The 14,969-nt window shown below is 42.3% G+C and carries 29 protein-coding genes and 1 pseudogene; 18 read left to right on the top strand and 12 right to left on the bottom strand.

Going from position 1 to position 14,969, the window contains the following annotated elements:
- Positions 1-51: 51 nt before the first annotated feature.
- A pseudogene (locus B3X18_RS00295) lies at positions 52-516 on the top strand (SOS response-associated peptidase family protein); the annotation flags it as partial.
- A 118-nt stretch (positions 517-634) separates the two neighbouring features.
- On the opposite strand, the gene B3X18_RS00290 reads toward B3X18_RS00295, so the two are convergent.
- From B3X18_RS00290 to B3X18_RS00235, 12 genes are all read right to left on the bottom strand, one after another.
- Positions 635-856 (bottom strand): hypothetical protein, encoded by a 222-nt coding sequence (locus B3X18_RS00290; RefSeq protein WP_034685761.1) that lies wholly within the window; start codon positions 854-856, stop codon positions 635-637.
- Between the two features lies 1 nt (position 857).
- Complete coding sequence (locus B3X18_RS00285; protein WP_286934925.1) at positions 858-1,109, bottom strand: hypothetical protein; 252 nt, start codon at positions 1,107-1,109, stop codon at positions 858-860.
- Entirely contained in the window at positions 1,106-1,495 is a 390-nt protein-coding gene (locus tag B3X18_RS00280; protein WP_286934923.1) for a hypothetical protein, read from the bottom strand. The genes B3X18_RS00285 and B3X18_RS00280 overlap by 4 nt, the downstream gene beginning before the upstream one ends.
- 55 nt (positions 1,496-1,550) lie before the next feature.
- A complete protein-coding gene (locus tag B3X18_RS00275; protein ID WP_262446952.1) occupies positions 1,551-2,054 on the bottom strand; it encodes a hypothetical protein in 504 nt (167 codons plus the stop codon).
- A 105-nt stretch (positions 2,055-2,159) separates the two neighbouring features.
- Positions 2,160-2,681, bottom strand: coding sequence for a hypothetical protein (locus B3X18_RS00270; protein ID WP_286934920.1), 522 nt, complete (start codon positions 2,679-2,681; stop codon positions 2,160-2,162).
- Positions 2,682-2,752: 71 nt separating this feature from the next.
- Positions 2,753-3,376 (bottom strand): lambda exonuclease family protein, encoded by a 624-nt coding sequence (locus B3X18_RS00265; protein WP_286934917.1) that lies wholly within the window; start codon positions 3,374-3,376, stop codon positions 2,753-2,755.
- Positions 3,357-4,208, bottom strand: a complete 852-nt coding sequence (locus B3X18_RS00260) for a RecT family recombinase (RefSeq protein WP_286934915.1) — start codon at positions 4,206-4,208, stop codon at positions 3,357-3,359. Before B3X18_RS00260 ends, B3X18_RS00265 begins: the two co-directional genes overlap by 20 nt.
- Positions 4,209-4,217: 9 nt before the next feature.
- Complete coding sequence (locus B3X18_RS00255) at positions 4,218-4,574, bottom strand: hypothetical protein (protein WP_034680959.1); 357 nt, start codon at positions 4,572-4,574, stop codon at positions 4,218-4,220.
- Complete coding sequence (locus tag B3X18_RS00250) at positions 4,571-4,843, bottom strand: hypothetical protein (RefSeq protein ID WP_034680962.1); 273 nt, start codon at positions 4,841-4,843, stop codon at positions 4,571-4,573. Before B3X18_RS00250 ends, B3X18_RS00255 begins: the two co-directional genes overlap by 4 nt.
- Positions 4,840-5,118 carry a hypothetical protein gene (locus B3X18_RS00245; protein WP_174498883.1) on the bottom strand — a complete coding sequence of 93 codons (279 nt, stop codon included), beginning with the start codon at positions 5,116-5,118 and terminating at the stop codon, positions 4,840-4,842. Before B3X18_RS00245 ends, B3X18_RS00250 begins: the two co-directional genes overlap by 4 nt.
- Positions 5,115-5,498, bottom strand: coding sequence for a hypothetical protein (locus B3X18_RS00240; RefSeq protein WP_286934912.1), 384 nt, complete (start codon positions 5,496-5,498; stop codon positions 5,115-5,117). The genes B3X18_RS00245 and B3X18_RS00240 overlap by 4 nt, the downstream gene beginning before the upstream one ends.
- A gap of 245 nt (positions 5,499-5,743) precedes the next feature.
- Positions 5,744-6,454, bottom strand: coding sequence for an XRE family transcriptional regulator (locus B3X18_RS00235; RefSeq protein WP_171456197.1), 711 nt, complete (start codon positions 6,452-6,454; stop codon positions 5,744-5,746).
- 374 nt (positions 6,455-6,828) lie between these two features.
- Here B3X18_RS00235 and B3X18_RS00230 point away from each other — a divergent pair, with 374 nt between their 5' ends.
- The 17 genes from B3X18_RS00230 to B3X18_RS00150 all read left to right on the top strand — a co-directional run bounded on the left by B3X18_RS00230 (position 6,829) and on the right by B3X18_RS00150 (position 14,965).
- Positions 6,829-7,494 carry a phage antirepressor KilAC domain-containing protein gene (locus B3X18_RS00230; protein ID WP_286934909.1) on the top strand — a complete coding sequence of 222 codons (666 nt, stop codon included), beginning with the start codon at positions 6,829-6,831 and terminating at the stop codon, positions 7,492-7,494.
- Positions 7,491-8,246 carry a helix-turn-helix domain-containing protein gene (locus B3X18_RS00225; RefSeq protein WP_286934907.1) on the top strand — a complete coding sequence of 252 codons (756 nt, stop codon included), beginning with the start codon at positions 7,491-7,493 and terminating at the stop codon, positions 8,244-8,246. Before B3X18_RS00230 ends, B3X18_RS00225 begins: the two co-directional genes overlap by 4 nt.
- Complete coding sequence (locus tag B3X18_RS00220) at positions 8,243-9,604, top strand: replicative DNA helicase (protein WP_174499055.1); 1,362 nt, start codon at positions 8,243-8,245, stop codon at positions 9,602-9,604. The genes B3X18_RS00225 and B3X18_RS00220 overlap by 4 nt, the downstream gene beginning before the upstream one ends.
- Positions 9,601-10,146 (top strand): hypothetical protein, encoded by a 546-nt coding sequence (locus B3X18_RS00215; protein WP_286934904.1) that lies wholly within the window; start codon positions 9,601-9,603, stop codon positions 10,144-10,146. The genes B3X18_RS00220 and B3X18_RS00215 overlap by 4 nt, the downstream gene beginning before the upstream one ends.
- Complete coding sequence (locus B3X18_RS00210; protein ID WP_286934901.1) at positions 10,143-10,709, top strand: hypothetical protein; 567 nt, start codon at positions 10,143-10,145, stop codon at positions 10,707-10,709. The genes B3X18_RS00215 and B3X18_RS00210 overlap by 4 nt, the downstream gene beginning before the upstream one ends.
- Positions 10,706-10,951: a hypothetical protein gene (locus B3X18_RS00205; protein WP_034593904.1), complete on the top strand. Its 246-nt coding sequence runs from the start codon at positions 10,706-10,708 to the stop codon at positions 10,949-10,951. The genes B3X18_RS00210 and B3X18_RS00205 overlap by 4 nt, the downstream gene beginning before the upstream one ends.
- A complete protein-coding gene (locus tag B3X18_RS00200) occupies positions 10,948-11,349 on the top strand; it encodes a hypothetical protein (protein ID WP_286934897.1) in 402 nt (133 codons plus the stop codon). Before B3X18_RS00205 ends, B3X18_RS00200 begins: the two co-directional genes overlap by 4 nt.
- A complete protein-coding gene (locus B3X18_RS00195; RefSeq protein WP_286934895.1) occupies positions 11,336-11,617 on the top strand; it encodes a hypothetical protein in 282 nt (93 codons plus the stop codon). The genes B3X18_RS00200 and B3X18_RS00195 overlap by 14 nt, the downstream gene beginning before the upstream one ends.
- Positions 11,614-11,952, top strand: a complete 339-nt coding sequence (locus B3X18_RS00190) for a hypothetical protein (RefSeq protein ID WP_286934893.1) — start codon at positions 11,614-11,616, stop codon at positions 11,950-11,952. Before B3X18_RS00195 ends, B3X18_RS00190 begins: the two co-directional genes overlap by 4 nt.
- Complete coding sequence (locus B3X18_RS00185) at positions 11,939-12,334, top strand: hypothetical protein (RefSeq protein WP_286934892.1); 396 nt, start codon at positions 11,939-11,941, stop codon at positions 12,332-12,334. Before B3X18_RS00190 ends, B3X18_RS00185 begins: the two co-directional genes overlap by 14 nt.
- 10 nt (positions 12,335-12,344) lie before the next feature.
- Complete coding sequence (locus B3X18_RS00180) at positions 12,345-12,785, top strand: hypothetical protein (RefSeq protein WP_286934890.1); 441 nt, start codon at positions 12,345-12,347, stop codon at positions 12,783-12,785.
- Positions 12,786-12,915: 130 nt separating this feature from the next.
- On the top strand, positions 12,916-13,449 hold the full coding sequence (locus B3X18_RS00175) for a GIY-YIG nuclease family protein (RefSeq protein WP_250717142.1): 534 nt from the start codon (positions 12,916-12,918) through the stop codon (positions 13,447-13,449).
- A gap of 159 nt (positions 13,450-13,608) precedes the next feature.
- A complete protein-coding gene (locus B3X18_RS00170) occupies positions 13,609-13,836 on the top strand; it encodes a hypothetical protein (protein ID WP_286934886.1) in 228 nt (75 codons plus the stop codon).
- 202 nt (positions 13,837-14,038) lie between these two features.
- Positions 14,039-14,356 (top strand): Gp49 family protein, encoded by a 318-nt coding sequence (locus B3X18_RS00165; RefSeq protein WP_248124731.1) that lies wholly within the window; start codon positions 14,039-14,041, stop codon positions 14,354-14,356.
- A 36-nt stretch (positions 14,357-14,392) separates the two neighbouring features.
- Positions 14,393-14,581, top strand: coding sequence for a hypothetical protein (locus B3X18_RS00160; protein ID WP_174499025.1), 189 nt, complete (start codon positions 14,393-14,395; stop codon positions 14,579-14,581).
- Positions 14,556-14,792, top strand: a complete 237-nt coding sequence (locus B3X18_RS00155) for a hypothetical protein (RefSeq protein WP_286934881.1) — start codon at positions 14,556-14,558, stop codon at positions 14,790-14,792. The genes B3X18_RS00160 and B3X18_RS00155 overlap by 26 nt, the downstream gene beginning before the upstream one ends.
- A 2-nt stretch (positions 14,793-14,794) precedes the next feature.
- Positions 14,795-14,965 (top strand): hypothetical protein, encoded by a 171-nt coding sequence (locus tag B3X18_RS00150; RefSeq protein WP_286934880.1) that lies wholly within the window; start codon positions 14,795-14,797, stop codon positions 14,963-14,965.
- Positions 14,966-14,969: the final 4 nt, after the last annotated feature.

The following is a 14,969-nucleotide window of genomic DNA, read 5'->3' as shown; positions in this document are numbered from 1 at the left end:
ATACTAAAAGTTATCACTATATATGACCTATAGTTTTTTAAATTTTCGCCTATGTGTGCCAATTTTAAACCTGTTACGCGTGTTCAGGTGGATAAACTTCAGTTACCGGATATTCCTTTCGATTATCTCGAAGAAGTGTATCCAGCCTATGATTTGCCTTTACTATTCAAGTCAGAATATGGCTTGGAATGGCGTAGCGTAATGTTCGGACTGGTGCCAAAGTGGGCTCAGGATAAAAGTTCGGCTAAACGGACCTATAATGCCCGAAATGAAACTTTATTTGAAAAGCCAAGTTTCCAGGAGGCTGCATTTAAAGGTAAGTTTGGAGTTATTCCGGTGACCGAATTTTATGAAGCAAAATATATTGATGGTAAGGCTCAGCGTTGGGGAGTACGACGCAAAGATGGCCAAGGCTTTTTCATTGCTGCCATTTATGAAATCTGTAAAATCAATGATGAAGTGATTCGCTCAGCCAGCATGATCACGATGGATGCAATTCAACATCGTGCATATAAGTAGATGTATTCAAATAATAATTATTGTAGAGATTACCTTCTTACTCACTATCTTACTCACAATTAATTTTGTTGTGAAAAAAAGGCCGCTAAATGCGACCTGTTTCTTTTTTCTTATTTTATGCATTTAGCGAACCTATATTACCACCTTCTGTTTTTAGAATACACTCCAAAACATAGCTGTTCAGCCAGTAGTTTTTTCGGCCATCTTTATAAGGTTGCTGTATACGCCCATCGTTAATCCGAGCATAAAGTTCTTTCTCGGATATGTTCATACGGAGAGCAAACTCGCTTGTTGAGATTCGGCGCTCGGTATATGTCAAATCAAATGCAATACCCATATCAATCCTCCCGCTCTTTAACATCCAGCCTGATTACATCCTCACCAAACTTAAAGCTCTGTGTGATGTCCTTCTTCCCGTCATCCTTCCATGTAAAGTATTCAATCCCAGCTTTATCTAGTGGCAGATCCATGGTTTCCATCATGAGATTCATAAGCTTCACACTTTCCTCAAATTCGGCCAGACAGTCATGAAGCCGACCAGCAGGGATGCGATGAAAGTCTTTTAATGACCTTATTGTGTACTCGCTCATACTACCTCCAACCTTTTACCCGCTTCGATTTCTTCACCTGTTGCGCGTCTAACATAAAAATAAGGCTTATACTTATTAGACAAAACATAACTTGCGTTAAAATCATCACTCTCACACACTAATAGCTTATCGGATATAGATTTAACTGTTAGTACATCATTGCTGGGATAATCTGTTATCTCTACAACCTTATCCCCAACCTCAAAAATATTATTGGCTCGACGGTATTCGAGAAGGGCTGTTTTTAAATCAAGCACAAAAACATCAACGAAATTATCCGAGTTCTCAGAATAGTTTGGATAATATCTAAACATTAGTGCGTGATCGTATGTATGAAATAATCGCTTCGAGTTCTCATACCCGCCCAACTGTTCAATCAGATTCATACCACCTCTCCCAAACTGATGACCACGGTTTCAGGCAAATCACTGTCTTTTAAGATCATTGTTCAGACTCCACGGCATCAGCTTTTCGATACTCACTACCCAGAATCTCAATAGCTACTGGCGCAACCTTTAGCGATGTTTCAAACTTAAAATATTCACCCTTTTTCCAAGACAAGCCATAGCCAGAGCCCCAAGGCAAAACATCTTCAGCCAGAATGATCTTATTTAACTCATCATAGGTCATGGACTTTGGCTTCATAGCATCATATTCAGCCTTATGTTCTTTGGCAGAAGCACGAGGTAAAACAGCCAAATAACCACTTTTATGCTTTGATGTTTTCCATTTTGTTTTATCAATTTCAGCCTTTGGATCTGCTGACATGTTAAAAAAACGGAGGCCATTTTGAATGCTGTCATGTGTTTGATGCATCTCAAAACCATAGTGTTTACAGAGTTTTGTGACTTGCTCATAAAAGGCATCACGCTTATCCATAAAAGCATCAATTTTTGCCAAGGTTTCAGCATCTTCAATTTTGTAAAAACAAGTTTGTTTAGTCATTTTATTTCCCATCTCAAAACCCCATCGCAGCCAGAGCAAAACCAATCAGCCCTAACAGCAGCCAGCCCAAAAACAAATACTCCAAGTGCTCCATGTGGTGTTTTTTCATGTGGCCTCCTGGGCTTCGATCATGGCTTTACGACTTGTTAGTGATTTAGACCAGTCTCCATCAAAACCAAAATCAGGAGCTTCAATGACTTGATAGTTATAAGGGAATACGAAACAGCCGATATCCACATCTATTTTTGGGCGCTTGTTTGACCAAACACATCTTTTTGAGTAACCATCCTTTAACCAAAACTTTGCCCATTCTGGCGCTTGAGAAAAATCAACATTATTGTTTCCAACCAAAGGCCTTGGCTTTTTAACCAGTTGATAACCTTCCGGCACTGCTTGGGCTTTGGCATCACGCTTTGCACGTAGCCACATTACCCAGCCAGTATTTAAGGTTTCGTAGGCGAGCCTTCTGTCTTCACTGGTATCAGTGTTTAAGCACTCGTCTTTGATTTCGTAATCACCCGTGTTTTCATTGAAATTGAAAAACGGTAGAAGGTGAGAGTGAATAAATTTAGCTTCAAATAACGGTCTTTCAATTGCCCATCTTGCTTGCTTTTCTTTAATATCCATTTTGCCACCAATCTTTTATTAAAATAAATAACTGTGCTAAAAATCCGGTCTACTTTTTTATTAAAGTAGATTTATGCGACTTTTAGCTTCTGATTTAATGCGAGCTGGTCAATTGCCCGATCTATCGTTTTGTTAAAAGCAATCACGCTTTCCTCAAGCCCGGTAATATCTAAATCTTTTGCAAACACACGAATAACTACGAGTTGCAGATACTCAGGCAGGCGAGGGTCATAGCTCACAAAGTCACACCATTCGCGCTCTGTGCACGCAAGTTGCCATGTAATTTGTGGCATGTACTCGTCTGGTACTTTACGACTAAGCAACGTGTTTAAATGCGTAGTCGTGTTTGGACACTTCACTTCAAGCTGACCTTGCTTGCCAACTAGGCCATCAGGAGAAGCGCCAGACAATGGGATAGAAGGGTGGTCAATCAGACCTGTACCTTCTACAAATTCACCTGTTTCATTTTCATAGGCTGTGATTGCATGAGGCTCGTGATCGATACCCCATTGCATAAGCTGAGTGGTTTTAGTGTCTTCCTGAACGCCAGTGAGGCGCTCGGAAAGAATGATCAAACCCAAAGAATTAAGCACTTTGCCCTTGGCTGGCTTGGCATCTATATCCTTGATGCGACTAGCAGTTACTTTGCCGCATCGTTCAGAATGCCAGTCATCACTACGCTGGAGAATGTTCATAGGTTTCTCCTTCGCGAGCCAAAGCCTGATCAGCAAATTGTGCGATTTCTTTTAATGATGCGGAGTGTGTTGTCCACAGCGCTTTCTTAAATTCGCTTTTAGGTAAAACTGTATAAGCCTGCTGCAACCGCTCGGTACCGTATTGCGCCTCATTCTTCAGGTGTGGCAAATGAAGAGCCTCAAACTCTGCATAGCCTTCCTGAGCAGCACCACTTACGGTGCGTTCAGATGGGATAAATTCTGAATGATCATTTAACTCGTCATCTGTATAAACACCAAGAATCACATCAGGGAAGTGCAAACGAGCTAACTTTTTGATAGCCAAATAGGCAATCTGTTGCTTTGGGTCATTTGCCCAATTTGGAGAATTTCGTGTGGCACCCACTTGGGCAAATGAAACATCAAGCACACGAGCATTTGTCTCACCCTTAAGCATGACAGACACACGAACTCCTACATCAGCGGCTTTACAACTCTTACCATCTACCTTTGACCAGTCGCCATACCATTCATAATCTGGACGGCTGGTAATCGGGGCGCGAGCTATGATTACCGCATTGACGAGTTGAGCTTCATAACCCAAGTTACCGTTAACTAGGTGGGTTTTTTGAGCTACAGCGAAAGGATTCATTCCCCATTGCATAGCCTGCATTGTTACGGCTAGACAGTCACCTGAGTTTCCCTGCAAGTGCTTTGGCACAGTGATTACCGCTTTGCACATGAACTCCGCAAATGCCACCATGTTTTGCATGGATTGTGGATCAAGAACCAAAGCTGAGGTTTGAGCATTGTTCATTAAAACAGGTGTCTGTGTATTTACCGGTGCATTCATATTCTTCTCCTAAGCAACCTGTGCCAATTCCATCCCAAACAATCCAATTTCGCGCTTCACTTCTTCTAAATTCGTGAAGTAATCAAATTGCTGGGTCGTCAATTCATCAATTGCGATAAACTCATCGTTAAACACACAGTCATCCGGCAGACCACGGTAAGTCTTAACTGTGCACACCTGGTCTGTATCGACTGTGCCGTCTTGCAGCACTAAGATGGATAGCGTGACGCGCTGGGTGTGCAAGTCATCAAGCAGCATGTACTGCGTGTCCAAGTGAATTTCGATGCGGCCAAAATAGTGGGCTACAAAATCAGGGTCATAGTCGTGAGTGTTGAACTGCTCGGCAAAAGCGGTTTTGATTTTCATTGAGCAGCTCCTTGGCAAACCACACCACTTTGAATTTCCGCATCATCTGCGTGCCGAATAGATACAAGATGAATCCAGTGAGAGCCAATATCATCAGCTTGTACTGTGTAAAGCTCCGGCTTGTTGTCTATAACAATCTGATCACCAGCTGCTATAAGATTGTTTGCACGACGATACTCAAGAAGTTCCCGGTCTAACTCAGGCAAGCTCACTTGTTTAGAGTGGTTATAAGCTGGCATATAGCCGCCAAATTTTTCGATTAGGCTCATACCTGGCGCTCCTTCAAAATTTCTCTCACCTCAGTAGCTACCCTGCCAATATCCTCGTCATTCATTTTTCCAGTGCCAACCAAGCAAATAATTGCCTTAATTTCCGGCTTACTCCAATCGCTATCCGGCTTAGAATCCCAGTACAGCTTGAATACATGATTGCCATTCTTGTCAATGCTGAACATTGAGAACGTATTGAAACGCTGACGCTCAAGAAACTTTTGAAGCTTCTCTTTATCGCCACTGTAGGCGTGAAAATTTGGCTTAGCACTCATACCGCCTCCTTCATCACAACAAGCTGTTCTTCAAACTCAGTAGTAAGCTCTGCAACGATTTTGCTGGTCATACCTTCTTCAAAATCAGGCGCACCTAAATCGCGGTCATCCGGGGTGATAAATCGAATTTCCCCAAGTTCAATCCATTGCTGACCATCTTCATTGACTTGCAGAACCTCAACTTGTAGTGAGCAATCCTCCTGACCTTCTAGCCATACGATTGCCTTGCCGATAGATTCCGTACCTTCGTGTCCATGTGGGTAAAGCTTGCCCTGAACTGATAACTCTTGAAGGGCAACGAATGGTTTAGCCTGATTGATAGAAACTTCAACTTCTTGTGCAGGCCCACTTGCATCGGCGTAGTTGCAGCCTGATACCACTGAAGCAATTAGGAGGCTATTGAATAAAGTAAGTTTTGCATTCATAATTAATTCACTCACAGTAAGGTTGTGGGTCACGCTCCAGGTAGTTCGCGCTACGCTGGGGCTTTTTGTTGTCTTGGTGAATTAAATATAACTTATGTTATAAAGAGGTGTCAATAACATAGAGAATATTAATTATAATTTTTGTTATAACAGGTGTAATAAAAAAGGCGCTACATGAGCGCCCTTATAATTTGAGTAATTTACATTGTGCCGCCTTTCCAGCAAATACGGCCTTCGATTTTTACTTTATCTTTAAGCTCATCCAGTGAGAGGGTGATATCTGGATACTGAATCTTATCTGGATTGTCAGACCTAATCACCCAATGTGTCACCATATTAAGTAGTCGTTTTACATAGTATTGCTCATCAATACACAAGAAGTAGACTTTATTTGATTTTGGAGTGTTGTCATGCGGATTAACTAAAAGCACCTGACCATCTTCAATAGATGGATACATACTTTCACCCTTTGCATAAATGACACGAAGATCATCAGGATTTGGCAAACCCTGCTCTCTAATCCAATTTTTATTAAATACCAGTCCACCCTTAACCTCAACACTATCAATGATAGAGCCGCCGCCACATGAGGCATATATATCAAATTGTGGCACAAGAATATATTCATCTACAGTTGGCTCTTCTCCAGCAGCATCACCCCCAACAACAACAAAATCGCTAAGCTTGCCTGACTGCTTCTTTATGTATTCTTTACCATATATAAGGTAGTCAACAGATGTATTAAGCGCCTTGGCAACTTGGGCAATGTATTTAGAGTTATCAGTATCATTATTCTCTATCTTAGAAATAGCCGCTTGAGACACTGCTGCTTTTTTCGCAAGTGCCAATTGTGATAGTCCAAGTCTAGTGCGCGCCTCTCTAACACGGTCGCCGCAAGTTAAACCAACCATAAGAATACTCATAACAAATAATTACCTGTGTAATAACTTAGCGCAAATCAAAATAACATGGATTATTGACTTGTCAAAACAAAAGTTATAAATTATTACCTAAGTTATGGAGCGTAACGAATATGAATTGGGAATCCATTGTAAATCAATTGCTAGAAAGGATGACTCAGCAAGAGCTTGCTAAGTTGGCTAACTGCTCACAGCCCTTTATTTCGCTCTTGTCATCTGGAAAGCGGAAGAATGTGGATTTCATAACAGGGCAGAAATTAATTTCTCTTTGTGTAATCCACGGTGTTCAAACCAGCGGAAACGAAAAAGCCCCAGCTACCGCAAATAGCTAGGGCTTTTGTGTCTAAATCCTAGGAGATTCAAACATGAATATGATGACACAATTTAATCACAATCAACATAGTATGACAAGCCTTGAGATAGCAGAGCTTGTTCAATCTCGACATGATGATACCAAGCGCTCAATTATGCGCCTTGCTGATAGAGGGGTAATAGCATGTCCGCCAGTGGCGGTTGTGCAAAAAGAAGCCAATAACCGCCTTTATGATGTAGATGTTTATATCTTCTCTGGCGAACAAGGCAAGCTCGACTCAATCACCGTAGTTGCTCAGCTTTGCCCTGAATTTACAGCGGCATTAGTTAAGCGCTGGTACGAGCTGGAAAATCAAAACAAGCTACCCCAATCCTTCGCCGAAGCTCTTCAACTCGCAGCAGATCAAGCTAAACAGCTCGAACTCGCAGCACCTAAGGTTCAGTACTTCGACACCGTGGTAGAGCGTTCAAACCTACTGAATGCAACGCAAGTGGCTCAGAAGGTTGGTATGTCAGCCGTCTGCATGAACAAATTACTTGATGAGCTAGGCGTATATAACCGCTGCGTCAAACGTAGTCGCGTTTTTCAACAATGGTTTATTGATCAAGGATTAGGGGAGCTTAAACAGACAGAAGCCGGCTATCCACAGGCCATGTTTACAACCAAAGGAGAAGCATGGGTAATTCAAAAATTCGTGTCAGAGGGAGTAACAGCATGAGTGTTGATGCTACTCGCTGGGCTTGGATTGCTCCTGTTAACAGCTCAGCTCAAAGACTTGTTCTGCTTTCTCTAGCTGATCGGGCAGGGGAATTCCATACGTGTTTTCCATCGATTGCTCGTATCACCAAAGACACTAAACTCAACCGAAAAACCATCATGAAGGTAATTGGTGAATTAATTGGACTTGGTTTAGTTGAAGATACTGGGCACAGAAAAGGGTCTACAAAGCAAATTATTGTGTACCGGTTACTGGGTGTAAGAACCCGTGAAGATGATGAATTAAACAGTACCAATTTTGGAACAGTTCCAAAAACGGAACAGTCCCAAAATTACCAAGAAACAGTACCGTTTTTACCACCTAAGAGTCCCAAAAACGGGACACAGAACCTAAAAGGAACTAAAAAGGAATCTAAAACTATTATTAAGTTTAATTTTGCTCAAGAGTTAAAAAACCTTGGAGCAGAAACTCAACTTATTAGTGACTGGATGCTCGTCCGCAAGAACAAAAAAGCTGCCAATACCGAAACAGCTTTCAAAGGTTTTGAGCGTGAATTCAACAAAGCAAATTTAAATATCAACACTGTGCTGAAGATCTGCATCGAACGTTCATGGCAGGGCTTCAATGCATCTTGGTTGCAGAATATCAACCTTGCTGAATACCAGGAGCAAGTGCCTACCCAAACCGTCCCTGAACAACCAGTTACCACCTTCAAAGGTGTAGCCAAGAAATTTAAGGGGATGGACCAATGATTGAATTATTTTCTATCCCGGTTGAGCAAAGCATCCTGGCAACCATCATTGGTGCAGAGCAGGGTACTGACGAGTACATCGAGCAACTAGACCCGAAAGATTTTTATGCAGTACAGCACCAAGTTATTTGCACTCACATCAAGAGCCAGTTCGCTAAAGGCGAAGCTTACGATGAAGTTACTTTGTGGGAACTGATCCGCTCTAATGGGCTTGAGAACACTGTGATTGATGAGCAGTTTCTGGTGAACCTGATGAGCCGTATTGCTCAGTACAGTCTGCTGGGTACTCACATTAAAAAACTTAAGGATTTTTCAACTCGTCGCAAGATTCAGGATGCAAGTAAGCAGATTGGTGCACTTGCACTGGACATGGTTTCACATACCTCAGAAACAGCACTGAATCGCGCACAGGCGTTAGTTACAGGTCTGGACATAGGTCAGGTCGATGACAAGCTGAAACATGCTCATGAGTTTTCTAAAGAAGCCATTGGTGAATTCTTGGATCGCCATGCGGCACTTCATGAGAACAGGGCATTTGAAGGTGGAATCAAGACAGGTTTCATTGAACTGGATAACAAGCTTGGTGAAATCGGGAAAGGTGATCTGGTTATTATCGGCGCTCGTCCAAGTATGGGTAAAACCACATTTGCACAGAATCTGGCGGCAGACATGATGATCAACCAGAGCCTGCCTGTTCTGTTTGTATCAATCGAAATGTCAGGCAAGCAAATTGCCCAGCGTCTCATCAGTGGCATCGGACAGGTTGAACTTCGTAAAGTTTTAAGTGGTCATGCCGAAATGGAAGATTGCGGAAAGATCAATACAGCCGCAGCCATTCTTGAAAAGGCTCCACTTGAGATTGATGACAATGCCCGAACCACCACATCAACTATCCGTAGATCGGCTCGAAAGATGTCAATGAAGTACGGAAAGCTTGGCGCAATCTTTGTTGATTACATCCAGAAAGTGACACCACTGACTAAAAATAACTTTGGCCGTAGTGACAAGGATATTGGTGAGGTTTCAGCAGATCTTAAGCGTATGGCGCGTGATTTTGATTGCCCTGTATTTGCTCTGGCGCAGTTGAACCGGAATCTTGAAAACCGACCAAACAAACGCCCAGTTAATGCCGATCTAAAAGAGTCAGGTGATCTTGAGCAGGATGCAGACATCATCATGTTTATCTACCGCGATGAAGTTTATAACCGTGATTCTAAGGAAGCTGGAACCGCAGAAATCATCATTGGAAAGGCCCGCAACGGATCAACCGGAACCGTAAGACTGGCAACTGATTTGGCTCGTTCTAGCTTTGCTGACCTGAGTCCCGAGTATTACGAGAGCATGGGAGGTGGGGTGTGAGTTTTCTTCAGGAGGTTAAGTTTGGCGATCTGCTGCGCAAAAGAATAGTGACCGAAACAACATACAACTCTGGTCGCAAGGTTAAGGAAGATGGGTATCTGTCTGGATTGGGTGTTAATCACAAGTGCTCATGTAGGGATGTTTTGTCGCTTGGTGAAGTTTTTGAGCGGAATTGGGTAAAGCAAAAAGACTCAATGGGTAGCGAGACTCAGTATTTAGAAGGCTTGGGTGCTTATGACAACTTGGCTTACAACACGCTCACTATCACAACGCAAAGGAAAAGAAATAGGTTTGGCAACTATGTGCGAATCCATGAGCTAGATATATCTGCTGGCCCGCATGGTGAGTCTGGGAAAATTATCCGCTTCCCTGAGGGCAGCACTATACGGGACGTTAAAAAGAAAGCGGCAGAAATAATTATTGATTCGTATAAAAGCGGCAAATGGTACTTCTACTTGCGAGATGCAAGTGATGGTGAGGGTTGCTCTAAATGTGCCAAATCCGAATCTATCTTGTTTGATGAAACGTGGGGTGCAGCATGAAAGATCAACATGACAACAAAACCGTGGATTGGGTGGGTCAATTTTCCAGAGCATGGGCCATGCCAAATAAAAATACATTTTCTATTAAGCCCATAAGAGAGCTAATTGCAAAACATAACAGCTGCGAATTATTGAGCATTGATCCTTTTGCAAATACTTCACGAATAGCAAAGGTCACCAACGATATTGATTGGACTATGGATACGGACTTTGCACTTGATGCTTTGAGTTTCTTAAAGACTTTTGAGGATGAGTCTGTAGACCTCGTTTTATTTGATCCGCCGTACAGCCCAAGACAAGTTTCAGAGTGCTATAAAAAATTAGGCTTATCAGTGAGTAGCCAGGACACACAGGCCAAATTCTGGGGAGATCTTAAAAAGGAAATTGCCCGCATCACTAAAGTAGGTGGAAAAGTTTTGTCATTCGGTTGGAACTCTAATGGTATTGGCAAAACAAAAGGTTTTCAGATTGTCGAGCTATTAACCGTGGCCCATGGTGGCAATCACAACGACACCATTTGCACTGTTGAAATCAAGGTCAGTGGTCAAGGAGGTGCGGCATGAAGCTAGGTCTAAAAGGTTCCGGGATTTCGTGGTTCGAGAAATACTTCGCCATTCTCCTCTTTGCTGTTCATGCGGAGCCATTCAAGGTGCTGGATGTGAGAGAAGCGGTACTTGATGAGAAGCAGGCAGTGATCAGGGGGTATTTATATCACCTAGTGAGACTTGGTTATCTCGAAAAAATAAATACAACCACCTTTCGTGCAACGGATTACGCAAAACAACTATTTGGAGCCACCGCATGACTAAGCATGACAACGTGAGCCTAGGGGGAATTATGAAAGCAACTGAGTTTGTTAAGAAGAAAGGATATAAAACCGCAAAGCTTATTGTTGATTGCTGGTGTGATTATCCAGAAACCGATGTCTATCTGCCCGATATGATGGAATATACATTTATAGCGATTGCTCCAACCGAAAATTGCCCATTTGTCAGTCTTTGCGACCTAAAACGCCTTGTTGAGAGTCATGAGCTAGTTGAGAGGTGTGGCGGTTTAAACTCTCTAAAAGCATGGGTAAAAGAGACAAAGAGCAAACTCAGTCTTGCGACTTATTTTCATTGCAACAAGCCACTTGTTCTCATTCAAATTGAGAAGGCTGAACAAGCCATCGCAGACGTGGAGGCATGCCATGAAGTCAATTGAGGATATGGCGCATGAGTATGCCTTGCTGCACATGAGTATGCCGCGCTATCACGATGTGGATGATAAGGAAATTGTTGCTTGGGCTGTGGAATATGCTCAAGCCATGCAAACCGAACTCAACAAACTCAACCGAGGCGTACCAGATGCAATTCTCGAAGCTGAGCGCCGGAAGTGTGAGCACTGCTGGGTTGATGCAACAGTAGATGGTTCGGTACGGGACTGTATTAAGTGCGGACAGCGTAGGGAGTTTCTGCGAGGTGAGTCATGATTAAAGGAACTTGGCAAATTGTGCAGTGGTGTCCTGATCTTGTGACAAGGGAGTGGCTAAATATCGGCGTGGGCTTTCGAGAAGCTGATAATCAGTATTTTAAATTTTTAAGTGATTTCAAAAAAGTAGAAACACTCTACAACTCCGACACAAAAAACCATCTGGTTGCTGTGCTTGAATTGGTTAAGGGATTTTTAAGTAAAGGCCATTTTGATTTTTCACATCAAATTAAAATTTTAGAAATTGGATTTCAGCAAGGAATATCGGTGGAGGAGAATCTAAACCGCTCCTACGAAAGGGTTGTGACATTGCGAGGTGCTAATGAAGACACCTAGAGGCTGGCAAGTGCAATCAAAACCAGTGGCTCGGTCTGCAATAAGACCGAAGCCGCGCAAGTCGGTAAGTCCGGGTGAGAAGCTACTTAGCTCTCATCTGGATGTATACAAGATCGAATACACCAAAGAGTTTAGGTTTCACCCTGAGCGTAAATGGAAAGCAGATTTCAGGATTGATGGGTATCCGATTTTGGTTGAAGTGGAAGGTGGTGTGTATAGCAATGGTCGTCATACACGCGGTGAGGGCTATTCATCGGACTGCGAGAAATACAGTACGGCAGCAGTCATGGGCTGGATTGTCATTCGGGGCACAACTGAGCAGGTTCGGAAAGGTTTGGTGATTGAGTGGATTAGGTCAGCAATTGAAAAGTTGAAGGTATAAGGGGAACGGGATGAATGCGGCAGTGAAAACACAAATAATGGATTGGGCGAAATATACAATTGATGGCTGGCTGGAGCAGTTCGGGGCTTGGTGTGAAACTGAGCGCATGAGAGGAGGAGACTATCCCGATGGTTTGCATATTAATCAGATTTACTGGTTGATGCGTGAAGCAGGCAAGGAAATGCCGAAGGGTAAGGCCTATATCCGTTGTGAGATTAGCGACTTTGAAGCAGATCAGGTGCAGGCGTTGTTGAGGAGTATCTTTCAATCTGAGTCAGTGGATTTTACAGCCAAGTATGCAGTGATGTGTCTGGTGAAGCACAAGGTGGAGAATCGTAGTTTAAATGCTGTGGGCGGTATCACAAATCAATCTAAAAGTCAGGTGAATATCATGGTTGGTTGTGCCAGATTTTTTATTCATGCACACGATAAAAGATTAAGAATATCATGAGTTTATTTATATTTATGGTATAATATTTAAGCAAGCCATACAGGTGCTACCAACACCTATATGGCTCTAATCAAATTGAAATCGAGGCTCCAAAATGACTGTGCGCAATAATACTTGCGTAGCCGCAGCTATGCAACGTCGTCACCAAAATTTTATGAAACTCTTAGAATTAACCTATGAAGACTTTGAATATGACTTTTCAAAGGTTGTATTTAACAAAGATGTGGACTCATTAGTTAAAATTAAATGCCCTAAACATGGCTGGGTGAGAACTAGAGCAAAGAAGCTATTAGCTGGCCGAGGGTGTATAGCCTGCAATGAAGAAAGCCTGCTAGATCATGGTGCAATGATTTATATAATTCGTTGTTACGATGATCAGGAAGAGTTTTACAAAATTGGAATTACCACAAAATCTTTAGACGTTAGATTCCCCGATAGGAGTGGACTCCCATATGACTATGATGTCTTGAGTCTCCAAAACGGGGATAGGAAAAAGCTCTATAAATTTGAAGCAATGATTTTGAGGTTGCTGAAAAAATACAGGTATACACCCAAGAAGCCTTTTCGCGGACGCACTGAATGCTTTAGCAACATTGATCTAATAAGGCAGAAGTTTAATATATTTGATGCTTTTGGTGTTGACTCGTTTAAACGCGCGGTATAGTATTTCTGTTATAGTGACCGAAGTGTACGTTGAAACACTAAAGTTAATTAAGAAGCTCATCGAAAGGTGGGCTTTTTTTTGTGCCCTTAAAAAGACATTTACCCTGCTGAGGAAAACACAATGAAGCGTGAAGGTTGGGATGGTTAGAGAGGTGTTTTGATGGATTTACGGAAATTAATAGTGAACATCCTGATTGTTCCATTGCTACCAATTGGAATACTGGTGGCTCTCTATCAGCGTTTAACGTGCAAGCATGACTACAAAAAGATCAAAACAATTCATGGTGATCAAATTATAGCAATGGGATGGACGCGCAGCGTTTGGGTATGCCAGAAGTGTAACCATGAATACTGGTCTGGTGACCTGAATAAGATGACAAAAAGATAAATTTAATCAAGCTAAGTGTTTGAAAACATTATCGTATGATAATTAAGGAGAAAGGAATGCTCCGCTTTATACGCCAGATATTCTGCTTCCACTGTTGGGAGTTTGAGAACGATATGTTTAGGGTGAGGGAATGCAGGAAGTGTGGGAAATGTGAGAGTGCGTGAGCGCTCTTTTTTGTTGTTTGAAGGAAGGCTAAAAAACCATGTCAGAACAAGAGATTGAAAAAGAGATTCAAGATAAAGGCTTAAATGCACCACGCTTAACACCAGATCATATTGATAGTGTTATTGCTGGTGAAACTTATACCAACCTTCCTGATGGTCGAACGGTTATTTGCCAATTAACACTGAAAAACGGATTCACCATTGATGGTAAGTCGGCATGTGTGAGCAAAGAGAATTTCAATCAAGAAATTGGCAACAAGATTGCTCGCCAAAATGCCCGTGAAAAGATATGGGAACTTGAGGGTTATTTACTTAAAGAAAAACTTTACCAAGATTCGATAGATAAAGAATTTTAAGCCCTCTTCGGAGGGTTTCTTTTTGGGGTGAAGGTTATGTGGCAATTCCTGCTGGGTTTTATTGTGGCTTGGTCTTTGTGCCATGCCTATACACACATACAAGTAGCCGCAGAGTGTGAACGTCTAGGTGGATTCTTTGTGGGCAAGAAAGTCTATAAATGCGTCTTGGTAGAAGAGCTAAAAGAAGAAGGTATGAAACATGAACCGGAAACAAAAGAAAATTAAGCGTCAGCGTGCAACACAGCATACCAAGCGACAAGCCAAGATGGTCCCAGTACATAATCCGCTAAAAACCGATTTAGACGAGAGTCGCTTTGTTGAGCAAGACTGGCATACGGATGAATCTGGTAAAAGTGCCGTCTATTTGATTGTAATTGTGCTTGTACTGGCAGTGGTTGTAGTTGCTGGTGTATTGGCGATGCTAATGGGTGGCTGACTATGAACACACAGGAAGTACAGCAAAACCTTCGCACCCTAACCGAAGAAATATCGAAATATCAAAACCTGTCGCGCTCAATGATGACTCGAAGTGAAATGATCATGGTTGATCAGAAGATCATTGTATTGAAGGAACGGGTAAAGAATATTCGGTCAATACTTGATAATTGAGGTA

The organism is Acinetobacter sp. UBA6571, assembly GCF_002434085.1.
In the GTDB taxonomy this organism is placed as follows: domain Bacteria; phylum Pseudomonadota; class Gammaproteobacteria; order Pseudomonadales; family Moraxellaceae; genus Acinetobacter; species Acinetobacter radioresistens.
This window is presented reverse-complemented; position numbering and strand designations above follow the sequence as displayed.

Excerpts from the sequence above, each read along its gene's own strand:
- B3X18_RS00290 (WP_034685761.1), bottom strand. The coding sequence starts at position 856 with ATGGGTATTGCATTTGATTTGACATATACCGAGCGCCGAATCTCAACA.
- B3X18_RS00285 (WP_286934925.1), bottom strand. The coding sequence starts at position 1,109 with ATGAGCGAGTACACAATAAGGTCATTAAAAGACTTTCATCGCATCCCT.
- B3X18_RS00280 (WP_286934923.1), bottom strand. The coding sequence starts at position 1,495 with ATGAATCTGATTGAACAGTTGGGCGGGTATGAGAACTCGAAGCGATTA.
- B3X18_RS00275 (WP_262446952.1), bottom strand. The coding sequence starts at position 2,054 with ATGACTAAACAAACTTGTTTTTACAAAATTGAAGATGCTGAAACCTTG.
- B3X18_RS00270 (WP_286934920.1), bottom strand. The coding sequence starts at position 2,681 with ATGGATATTAAAGAAAAGCAAGCAAGATGGGCAATTGAAAGACCGTTA.
- B3X18_RS00265 (WP_286934917.1), bottom strand. The coding sequence starts at position 3,376 with ATGAACATTCTCCAGCGTAGTGATGACTGGCATTCTGAACGATGCGGC.
- B3X18_RS00260 (WP_286934915.1), bottom strand. The coding sequence starts at position 4,208 with ATGAATGCACCGGTAAATACACAGACACCTGTTTTAATGAACAATGCT.
- B3X18_RS00255 (WP_034680959.1), bottom strand. The coding sequence starts at position 4,574 with ATGAAAATCAAAACCGCTTTTGCCGAGCAGTTCAACACTCACGACTAT.
- B3X18_RS00250 (WP_034680962.1), bottom strand. The coding sequence starts at position 4,843 with ATGAGCCTAATCGAAAAATTTGGCGGCTATATGCCAGCTTATAACCAC.
- B3X18_RS00245 (WP_174498883.1), bottom strand. The coding sequence starts at position 5,118 with ATGAGTGCTAAGCCAAATTTTCACGCCTACAGTGGCGATAAAGAGAAG.
- B3X18_RS00235 (WP_171456197.1), bottom strand. The coding sequence starts at position 6,454 with ATGGTTGGTTTAACTTGCGGCGACCGTGTTAGAGAGGCGCGCACTAGA.
- B3X18_RS00230 (WP_286934909.1), top strand. The coding sequence starts at position 6,829 with ATGAATATGATGACACAATTTAATCACAATCAACATAGTATGACAAGC.
- B3X18_RS00225 (WP_286934907.1), top strand. The coding sequence starts at position 7,491 with ATGAGTGTTGATGCTACTCGCTGGGCTTGGATTGCTCCTGTTAACAGC.
- B3X18_RS00220 (WP_174499055.1), top strand. The coding sequence starts at position 8,243 with ATGATTGAATTATTTTCTATCCCGGTTGAGCAAAGCATCCTGGCAACC.
- B3X18_RS00210 (WP_286934901.1), top strand. The coding sequence starts at position 10,143 with ATGAAAGATCAACATGACAACAAAACCGTGGATTGGGTGGGTCAATTT.
- B3X18_RS00205 (WP_034593904.1), top strand. The coding sequence starts at position 10,706 with ATGAAGCTAGGTCTAAAAGGTTCCGGGATTTCGTGGTTCGAGAAATAC.
- B3X18_RS00200 (WP_286934897.1), top strand. The coding sequence starts at position 10,948 with ATGACTAAGCATGACAACGTGAGCCTAGGGGGAATTATGAAAGCAACT.
- B3X18_RS00195 (WP_286934895.1), top strand. The coding sequence starts at position 11,336 with ATGAAGTCAATTGAGGATATGGCGCATGAGTATGCCTTGCTGCACATG.
- B3X18_RS00190 (WP_286934893.1), top strand. The coding sequence starts at position 11,614 with ATGATTAAAGGAACTTGGCAAATTGTGCAGTGGTGTCCTGATCTTGTG.
- B3X18_RS00185 (WP_286934892.1), top strand. The coding sequence starts at position 11,939 with ATGAAGACACCTAGAGGCTGGCAAGTGCAATCAAAACCAGTGGCTCGG.
- B3X18_RS00180 (WP_286934890.1), top strand. The coding sequence starts at position 12,345 with ATGAATGCGGCAGTGAAAACACAAATAATGGATTGGGCGAAATATACA.
- B3X18_RS00175 (WP_250717142.1), top strand. The coding sequence starts at position 12,916 with ATGCAACGTCGTCACCAAAATTTTATGAAACTCTTAGAATTAACCTAT.
- B3X18_RS00170 (WP_286934886.1), top strand. The coding sequence starts at position 13,609 with ATGGATTTACGGAAATTAATAGTGAACATCCTGATTGTTCCATTGCTA.
- B3X18_RS00165 (WP_248124731.1), top strand. The coding sequence starts at position 14,039 with ATGTCAGAACAAGAGATTGAAAAAGAGATTCAAGATAAAGGCTTAAAT.
- B3X18_RS00160 (WP_174499025.1), top strand. The coding sequence starts at position 14,393 with ATGTGGCAATTCCTGCTGGGTTTTATTGTGGCTTGGTCTTTGTGCCAT.
- B3X18_RS00155 (WP_286934881.1), top strand. The coding sequence starts at position 14,556 with ATGAACCGGAAACAAAAGAAAATTAAGCGTCAGCGTGCAACACAGCAT.
- B3X18_RS00150 (WP_286934880.1), top strand. The coding sequence starts at position 14,795 with ATGAACACACAGGAAGTACAGCAAAACCTTCGCACCCTAACCGAAGAA.